General features: G+C 73.8%; 8 protein-coding genes. 4 read left to right on the forward strand and 4 right to left on the reverse strand.

All coding sequences use genetic code 11. From position 1 onward, the window contains the following. Positions 1-17: 17 nt before the first annotated feature. Positions 18-227 carry an MbtH family protein gene (locus ACWD11_RS23420; protein ID WP_451285230.1) on the forward strand — a complete coding sequence of 70 codons (210 nt, stop codon included), beginning with the start codon at positions 18-20 and terminating at the stop codon, positions 225-227. A gap of 51 nt (positions 228-278) precedes the next feature. Here ACWD11_RS23420 and ACWD11_RS23425 read toward each other — a convergent pair whose 3' ends face one another. The 4 genes from ACWD11_RS23425 to ACWD11_RS23440 all read right to left on the reverse strand — a co-directional run bounded on the left by ACWD11_RS23425 (position 279) and on the right by ACWD11_RS23440 (position 5,857). Continuing rightward, positions 279-1,349 (reverse strand): iron-siderophore ABC transporter substrate-binding protein, encoded by a 1,071-nt coding sequence (locus ACWD11_RS23425; protein ID WP_451285232.1) that lies wholly within the window; start codon positions 1,347-1,349, stop codon positions 279-281. Between the two features lie 54 nt (positions 1,350-1,403). After that, positions 1,404-3,251: an ABC transporter ATP-binding protein gene (locus tag ACWD11_RS23430; protein ID WP_451285234.1), complete on the reverse strand. Its 1,848-nt coding sequence runs from the start codon at positions 3,249-3,251 to the stop codon at positions 1,404-1,406. Further along, positions 3,248-4,945, reverse strand: coding sequence for an ABC transporter ATP-binding protein (locus tag ACWD11_RS23435; protein ID WP_451285236.1), 1,698 nt, complete (start codon positions 4,943-4,945; stop codon positions 3,248-3,250). The genes ACWD11_RS23430 and ACWD11_RS23435 overlap by 4 nt, the downstream gene beginning before the upstream one ends. A 135-nt stretch (positions 4,946-5,080) precedes the next feature. Beyond that, positions 5,081-5,857, reverse strand: a complete 777-nt coding sequence (locus ACWD11_RS23440; RefSeq protein ID WP_389417697.1) for an IclR family transcriptional regulator — start codon at positions 5,855-5,857, stop codon at positions 5,081-5,083. A gap of 78 nt (positions 5,858-5,935) precedes the next feature. On the opposite strand from ACWD11_RS23440, the gene ACWD11_RS23445 reads away from it, so the two are divergent. Genes ACWD11_RS23445 through ACWD11_RS23455 form a run of 3 tightly spaced genes read left to right on the forward strand, consistent with a single transcriptional unit; the run spans position 5,936 to position 8,615 of the window. Then, positions 5,936-7,105 (forward strand): cupin domain-containing protein, encoded by a 1,170-nt coding sequence (locus ACWD11_RS23445; protein ID WP_389417698.1) that lies wholly within the window; start codon positions 5,936-5,938, stop codon positions 7,103-7,105. Continuing rightward, complete coding sequence (locus tag ACWD11_RS23450; protein WP_389417699.1) at positions 7,102-7,941, forward strand: fumarylacetoacetate hydrolase family protein; 840 nt, start codon at positions 7,102-7,104, stop codon at positions 7,939-7,941. Before ACWD11_RS23445 ends, ACWD11_RS23450 begins: the two co-directional genes overlap by 4 nt. After that, positions 7,941-8,615 carry a maleylpyruvate isomerase family mycothiol-dependent enzyme gene (locus ACWD11_RS23455; RefSeq protein ID WP_451285239.1) on the forward strand — a complete coding sequence of 225 codons (675 nt, stop codon included), beginning with the start codon at positions 7,941-7,943 and terminating at the stop codon, positions 8,613-8,615. The genes ACWD11_RS23450 and ACWD11_RS23455 overlap by 1 nt, the downstream gene beginning before the upstream one ends. The last annotated feature ends 114 nt before the right edge of the window (positions 8,616-8,729 follow it).

The following is an 8,729-nucleotide window of genomic DNA, read 5'->3' on the forward strand; positions in this document are numbered from 1 at the left end:
AGGAGAGGAACGGCAGCATGAGCAATCCCTTCGAGGACCCCGAGGGCGTCTACCTGGTGCTCGTCAACGACGAGAACCAGCACAGCCTGTGGCCGGACTTCGCCGACGTACCGGCGGGCTGGCGGGTGGCCCACGGCCCCGCGGCGCGACAGGCCTGCCTGGAGTACGTCGAAACCAACTGGACCGACATGCGGCCCCGGAGCCTGGCCGAGGCCATGGACAACTGAACACACCGGAACACAGGAGGGGGCGGCGCCGTGGCCGCCCCCTCATCCGTGTCAGGACGCGGGTTGCTCCACCTTCGTGTCCGCCTTGCCGTCGACGGCCGCCGCGAGCTGCGGGGCCAGCCGCTCGACCACGTACGGCAGGCTCAGGACCGTACCCATGGAGAGGGCGTTGCCGTAGTCGCTGGTCTCGTTGACGTAGACCTCGCGCCCCTCGGCCACCACGTCCAGGTCCTTGTACGAGGCGTCCTTGTGCAGCTTGCCGGCGTCCTTGACGACGTCACCGACCTGCCACACGATCGCGTCCTGATCCAGCAGATCGGTGCGCTCCTTGCTGATGTTCGCGCCGAACTGGTCACCGATCGCCTTGTCCAGGTCCTTGGGCAGTTCGAAGCCGAGGTCGGTCAGCAGATGCGAGCGCGGGTCCTGGCTGCCGAAGACGAACATGCCCTCGTACGGCGTCGCCATCACGGCCGTCTGCCCCGCGAACTCGGGGTGCTCCCGCACGGCCGCCGCGATCGCGGCCTCGGTCTTCTTGACGGCCGCCGTGGCCTCCTCGCTCTTGCCGAGCGCCGCGCCGATCGTCGCGGTCTGCTCCTGCCACGGCACGCCGTAGTCGTTGTACTCCTTGGGCTGGGCGACCACGGGGGCGAACTTGGACAGCGACTCGTACTGCTCCTTGGTGAGTCCGCCGTACACGGCCAGGATCAGGTCCGGCTCGAGCGCGGCGATCTTCTCCACCTGCGGTCCGGTGCCGGTGTCCTTGAGGACCGTGGGCGCCTCGGCCCCGGCGAGCCGGTCCTCGGCCCAGGGGCCGACGGCGCCCCGGTAGCCGCCGAGCCACTCGGTGGTGCCGACCGGGACCGTGCCGAGGGCGAGCACCGAGTCCTGGTCGGTGAGGCCGACGGTGACGATCCGCTTCGGCTCGGACTCGACGGTCGTACTGCCGTACTTGTGCGCGACGGTGACCGGGAAGGCGGCGCCGCCGGACGCGCTCGCCTTCGGGTCGGAGCCCTGGGTGTCGGCGTCCGGGTCGTCGTCGCCGCAGGCCGTGGCGGCGGTCAGGAGCAGCAGGGACGAGGCGAGCGCGGCGGCGAGGCGGGGAGCCTGGCGGGAGCGGAACATCGGTGGTCCTTCTGTTCGGGTTTCCTGTGGGCCGGACGTGCGATTGCGGTGCGTCTAGGAGCGGATGTCGGACCAGGCCTCCCAGAGGGCGGCGTAGCGTCCGCCGGCGGCGCGCAGTTCGTCGTGGGTGCCGGTCTCGACGACGCGTCCGGCGTCCATGACGACGATCCGGTCGGCGGTCGCCGCCTGGCTGAGGCGGTGGGCCACGATCAGCGCGGTACGGCCGTCCACGGCACGGGCGACGGCCTTCTCCAGCGCCCGCGCCCCGGCGCTGCCCGCTTCCGCGGTGGCCTCGTCGAGGATCACCAGCGGCGGGTCGGCGAGGATCAGCCGGGCGAGCGCCAGGGCCTGGGTCCGGTCGCCGGTGAGCCGGTGGCCGCCGTCACCGACGACCGTGGCGAGACCGTCGGGCAGCGCCTCGGCCCAGGCCAGGGCGTCGACGCGGTCGAGTGCGGCGCGCAGTTCGCTGTCGGTGGCGTCGGGCTTGGCGAGCCGGAGGTCGTCGGCGAGGGGGCCCGAAAAGACATGGGTCTCCTGGGTGATCAGGGCGACCGTGCGGCGGGCGGCGGCCCGGCCCAGCTCGGCGGGCGGCACGCCGTCGACCAGGACGGTGCCGGAGGTGGGCGGCTGGATGCCCGCGACGAGTCTGGCCAGGGTCGTCTTGCCGGCCCCGCTGGCGCCGACGAGGGCCACTCGCTCGCCATGACGGATCGTCAGATCGATGTCGTGCAGCACTGGATGGCCGGGCCGGTAGGCGTGCGTGAGGCCGCGCACGGTGACCTCGACCCGGCCCGTCCCGCCCGGCCGGGCACCTTCCGCGGGCTCCGGCCGGTCGGTGACGCCGACGAGGCGGGCCAGGCCGGCCATGGCCGACTGGGCGTCGTCGAGGAGGACGAGGGCGGCGTTGACGGGGGTGAACAGGCTGTGGAAGTATAGGGCGGCGGCGGTCGCCGTGCCGATGGACGCCAAGTCCTGGCGGACCAGCCAGTACCCGGTGAACAGCACCGCGGCGAGCCCGATGTACTCGGCGATGTGCAGCCGGCTGTAGAAGCCGAGGACCAGACGGACCCCGCGCATGGTCAGCGCCACCACGGACCGGGACCGCTCGGTGACCCGCTCGGTGTGCTCCCGCTCCAGCCGGAACGCCCGCACGGTGGAGTGCCCGGCGACGGTGTCGAGCAGCTGCTGCTGCTGGGCGCCGGCGGCCACCCGCTGCTCGGCGTAGAGCGGGACGGCACGGGCCACGTACCAGCGGGCGGTGGCCACCTGGACGGGCACCGCCAGCAGCGCGGCCAGCAGGAACCGCCAGTCGAGCAGCGCCATCGCGCCCAGCGTCAGGAAGATCGTCAGCAGGGAGCGGGCCAGTTCCGGCAGGGCGTTGCGCACGGCGTCGGCGACGAGGGAGACGTCCGCGGTGACCCGGGCGGTCAGATCACCGGCGCCGGCCCGCTCCACGCGCTCCAGCGGCAGGCCGAGGGCCCGTTCGACGAACATCTCGCGCAGCCGGGCCAGCGTGGTCTCGCCGAGCCGGGAGATCAGCGACAGGCCGAACCCGGCGGTGACGCCCTGGGCCACGGCGACGGCGACCAGCAGAGCGGCCGTGGTGGTGATGGCGTCGACGGAGCCGCGGTCGGCGGTGAGGTCCACGATCCGGCCCAGCAGGGGCTGGGTGAGCAGTCCCACGGCGGTGGAACCGACCATGACGGCGAACGCGGTCAGCGCCAACGCCCGCTGCGGGCGCAGCAGTCGGGCGACGGCGGCGCGGGTGCGGGCGGGGGTCGCGACGGGCAGCAGCGGGGACTGGGACTCGGGGGCGGCGGTGCCGGGCGAGGACGGGGATGCGGGCGCGGTCGGGGAATCGGGTGCGGTGGAGGATTCGGGTGCCGTCGGGGAATCGGTCATGCGAGGACCGCCGTACGGTAGGCGCCGTGCTGGTGGACCAGCCGGTCGTGGGCGTCGGCCGCGACGACCGAGCCCCGGTCGAGCAGGACGACCCGGTCGGTCACCGCGAGCAGGGCGGGGCTGTTGGTCACCAGTACCGTCGTCCGGCCGCCGCGCAGGCCCCGCAGGCCGGCCGCCATCCGGACCTCGGTGACGGCGTCGACCGCGGTCGCGGGCTCGTGCAGGACGAGCACCGGGGTGTCGGCGGCCAGCGCCCGCGCCAGTGCCACCCGCTGCCGCTGGCCGCCGGAGAGCGAGCGCCCGCGGGCGGTGACCGCGGTGTCGGCGCCGTCGGGCAGGGTGCCCACCACCTCGTCGGTGCCGGACGCGGTGATCGCGGCGGCCACGGGGGCGTCCGGTCCCGCGGCCGCGGTGACGTTGTCCAGGACGCTCCCCTCGAACAGGTCCGCGTCGTGCTCGGCGACGAGGAGCGCGGCCCGCAGCTCGGCGAGGCCCAGCGCGGTGAGGTCCGTGCCGTCCAGCTCCACGGCGCCCTCGTCGGGATCGGCGTGGCGGGCGAGCAGCTGGAGCAGGGCGACGGCGTCGGCGGGGTCGGTGGTGACGACGCCGACCGTCTCGCCGGGGGCGATGTCCAGGTCGACCTCCCGCAGGGGGCCGTACGACAGGCCGCGCAGCCGCAGCCTGCCCTCGACGCGGCCGAGCGCCCCGCCGGACGCCTTCGCCGTGACGGCACGACCCGCACCAAGGATCTCCGCGATCCGCGCCGCGGAGGCCCGGCCCTGCGCCAACTCGGCGTTGACCCAGGAGAATTCGGAGAGCGGGCCGATGAGGAAGAGGGCGAGTGCGACGGCGGAGACCAGCTCGCCGAGGCTGATGTCACCGCGTGCGGCGAGCCGTCCGCCGACCAGGGCGACCAGGGCGAGGAACGCGCCGGTGAGCATGGTCACCACGCCGTTCTGCCAGGCCTCGGCCCGGGCCGCGCGCAGGGTGGCGGTGAGGGAGTCCTGGCTGATCCGGCGGTAGCGGGCCACGGCCGCCGGTTCGGCGCCGATGCCCTTGAGGACGCGTAGTCCGGCCACCAGGTCGGCCGCCACGCCCGAGGCGTGGGCCGCGCGCTCCTGCTCGGTCTCGCTGCGCCGCTCCAGGGGCTTGCTCAGCAGATGGCCGAGCCACAGCAGCAGCGGGGTGCCGAGCAGGACGAGCAGCCCGAGGGGTACGGACATGCGCAGCAGCACGACCGCGCCGACCACGAGTCCGGTGGAGGCCGCGATACCGACGATGAGGGCCATGGCGACGGCGCCGACCCGTTTGGCGTCCTCGGTGGCGGTGTTGGCCAGCTCGCCGGGCAACCGCCCCTCGGCCGCGCCGCCTTCGGGCGCGAGGACCCGCTCGACCAGCGCGGTTCTCAGGTGGTGCGCGGCGGTCACGGAGGCGCGTTCACCGGCCCGTGCGGAGAAGCGGAAACTGAAGGAGAGGCCGACGTAGACGACGGCCAAGACGCAGAGCCACAGCAGCAGTCCGGCGGCGTCGCCGTCCACGATACCGCGCTCGATGGCGAGTCCGATGACGAGCGGCACCAGGGCCTCGCCCGTCTGGTGGCCCATGCCCAGCACCGCGCCGAGCGCGACGTCCCGGCGCTGACCGCCCACCGCACGCCGCAGGACGTCCCGTCCCGGCAGGTCCGCTTTCCTCACGCATCCTCCGGACCGGATCCACAGCGCCCTGAAACCGTGCACACAAACTTAGGTAAGGCTAACCACAACTCGCTTGCTGTGTCACCCCTTTGACGCACCGTCGTGCGACGGACTGGCGCCGTGCGACCGGGACGCTCAGTCCTGCTCGGCGAGGTCCTTCTCCAGGGCGTGGGCCGTGGCGTTGAGGGTGGCGACCAGGGGCTGGAGCCGGTGCGGGTCGTACCGCACGCTGGGCATCGACACCGACAGGCCCGCCAGCGCGGTGCCGTCCCGGTCGCGCACCGGCACCCCGACGGCGACGAGGCCGCGCTCGGAGCGCTCCCGGTTGACGGCGAAGCCATTGCGCCGCAGCCGTCTCAACTCGGTGCGCAGCCGGGCGAGATCGGGCCGCTCGGCCGGGCGGTCACGGTACCGCTCGGGAGCGTAGACCTCCGCCAGCTCCGCCTCGGGCAGGTCGGCGAGCAGCAACAGCCCCGCCGTCGTGCGGTGCGCCGGGAACACCATGCCCTCCCGGGAGCCGACCCGCAGCGCCTGCCGGCACTCCACGCCGGCGACGAACCGGGCCGTGTCCCCGGTGCGCACGATGAGGTTGGCGGTCTCCTCCAGCAGATCCACCACCCGGTGCAGATGGGGGAGGGCCGCCGTGCGCAGCCGGGACACGAGCGACTGGGAGTGCGCGGCGAGTTCCAGCACCGGGCCCGCGCGGTAGACGCGGTCCTCGTCCTGCACGGCGAAGTCCCGGTAGACGAGCATGGCGAGGATCCGATGGGCGGTCGACCTCGCGACGCCCAGCCGCTCGGCGATCTGCGACACGGTCGCGCCGCCCTCCATCTGCAGGACGATCGCCGCCCGCAGCGCGTGGTCCACGCTGGCGATGGGGTAGGGCGGCGGATTCTTGAGCGGCTTGTCCATGACCGGTGACCTGCCCTTCGGATTCTGCTCTCCAGAATCTCACCGTTCTCCCCACGGACGCCGCGCACGCTGTCGTCCGTGACTCAGTCCTCCATCGCGCACGACACCGCTACGGGTTCGCCGGTCCGCCTCCAGGCCGTCGCCGCGGACGGGCAGCCCGAGGTCACCCCGGCGCTGGAAGAGCTGTACCGGGGCTTCGAACAGGAACTGCTCGTCCCGCTGTGGACCGAGATAGGCGACCTGATGCCCGCCCATCCGCGCTCCCGGGCCCTGCCGCACCTGTGGCGCTGGGAGCGGCTGCGGCACCTCGCGGCCCGGGCCGGCGACCTGGTCCCGGTCGGCCGGGGCGGCGAGCGGCGGGCCATCGCGCTGGCCAACCCCTCCCTGGGCGGCCGGCCCTTCGCCACACCGACCCTGTGGGCCGCGATCCAGTACCTCATGCCCGGCGAGGACGCCCCCGAGCACCGGCACACCCAGCACGCCTTCCGCTTCGTCGTGGAGGGCGAGGGCGTGTGGACGGTCGTGGGAGGCGACCCGGTCGCCATGCGGCGCGGTGACTTCCTGCCGCAGGCCGGCTGGAACCGGCACGCCCACCACAACGCCACCGCCGAGCCGATGGCCTGGATCGACGGCCTGGACATCCCCTTCCAGTACGCCATCGAGAGCCAGTTCTTCGAGTTCGGCCGGGACCGGCTCGGCGACGCCGAGCGGACCACCCCCGACCGCTCGCGCGCCGAACGCCTGTGGGGCCACCCCGGCCTGCGCCCGGTGGGCGCCGCGCCCACCGGCCCCGGCTCACCGCTGCTCGCCTACCGCTGGGAGCACACCGACCGCGCCCTCACCGACCAGCTCGCCCTGGAGGCGGAGGGCTACGGCGGCACCGTCGAGCCCGGTCACGCCGCCGTCCGGTTCACCGATCCGGCGACCGGCGCCGACGTGCTGCCCACGATGCGGGCCGAGATGCACCGGATCGCCCGCGGCACCGAGACCGCTCCGGTGCGCGAGACGGGCTCGTCGGTCCACCAGGTCTTCGACGGCTCCGGCACCGTCACCGTCGGCGACGTCACCTGGTCGGTCACCCGCGGCGACCTCTTCGTGGTCCCCTCCTGGCAACCCTTCTCGGTCCGCTCCGAGGCCGGCACCACCGACTCCGACTCGGGCGCCCTGGACCTGTTCCGGTTCAGCGACGCGCCCGTCCTCGAAGCCCTGCGGCTCGACCGCACCCACGTGGAAGGAACCCCCCGATGAAGCTCGCGACCCTCCGCACCGGCGGTACGACGAGGGCCGTACGCCTCGACGGGGCAGGGCTGGTCGACCTCGGGTTCCCCGACGTGGGCGCTCTGCTCGGCCAGGACGACTGGCAGGGCCTGGCCGCGACGGTGACCGGAACGACGTACTCCCTCGACGGCGCCGACTTCGCGCCCGTGGTCCCCGCCCCCACCAAGGTGGTCTGCGTCGGCCTCAACTACCGCAACCACATCCAGGAGATGGGCCGCGATCTGCCCGAACACCCCACGCTGTTCGCGAAGTTCGCGGACTGCCTGATCGGCGCCCACGACGACATCGTGCGCCCGCAGGAGACCGCGAAGTTCGACTGGGAGGCCGAACTCGCCGTCGTCGTCGGCGCCCCCGCGCGCCGCGCCCGGGGCGCCGAGGCGGAGGCGGCCATCGCCGGGTTCACCGTGCTCAACGACATCACCTGCCGGGACTGGCAGTTCCGCACCCGCGAATGGCTCCAGGGCAAGATGTGGGACTCCTCCACCCCCGTCGGCCCCTTCCTGGTCACCCCGGACGAGCTGCCCGGCGGGGTGCGCCCCGCCCTGGACGTGACGCTGCGGGTGGACGGCGAGGTCATGCAGTCCGACTCCACCGGCGACCTGCTGTTCGACCCCGTCGACCTGATCGGGTACGTCTCCACCGTCGTCCGCCTCAACCCCGGCGACATCATCGCCACCGGCACCCCCGGTGGCGTAGGCCACGCCCGCCGGCCGGAGCGCTACCTCCTGGGCGGTGAAACCGTCGTCACCGAGATCCAGGGCATCGGCCGCCTGGAGAACCGGGTCGTCGAGGAGAAGTCCGCCTGATGCCGCGCACCCTCGACGACGCCCGCCGCTGGGCCCGGCTCGGCACCGAGCTGCTCCTGGGGGCGGTGGACACAGGCTTCGACGAGCCGAGCGCCCTGCCCGGCTGGACCCGCGCGCACCTGGTCGCCCATGTGGCGGCCAACGCCGACGCGCTTCTCAACCTCGTGCACTGGGCCGCCACCGGCGAACCCACCCCGATGTACGCCTCGCCCGAGGAGCGCGCCCGAGGCATCGAGCGGGGCCGAGCCCTGCCCGCCGCCCAACTCACCGCGTGGCTGCGCGACTCCGCGCACGCCCTGGAGAAGGGGATGGCCGCGCTCGGCGAGGCGCAGTGGCGGGCGCGGGTCGTCACCGCGCAGGGCCGGACCGTACCGGCCACCGAGGTGCCCTGGCTGCGGGCCCGCGAGGTCTGCGTGCACGCCGTCGATCTGGCGGCCACCGTCACCTTCGCCGATCTCCCGGACGACTTCCTCACGGCGCTGTGCGACGACGTCGTGGCCAAACGGTCGGCGGCACCGGGCCCGGCCGTCGCCCTGCGGGCCCCGACCGCCGCCTGGGACCTGCCGGGCGAGGGCGAACCCACGCTCCTCACCGCCGAGTTGCCCGACCTGGCCGCATATCTGACCGGCCGGGACACCGGCACATCCGCCCCCGCGCTGGGCCCCTGGCTCTGAGCGCCGCCGCCCGCGACCGAAGGAGCTTCCCAATGCTGATGTCAAGCCGCCACTGTGACTGGTGGTGTGGCTTGGTAGTACGCTCCGTCGCGGATCATGGCCCACAGGACGTTG

This window comes from Streptomyces sp. NPDC002776 (assembly GCF_053592195.1).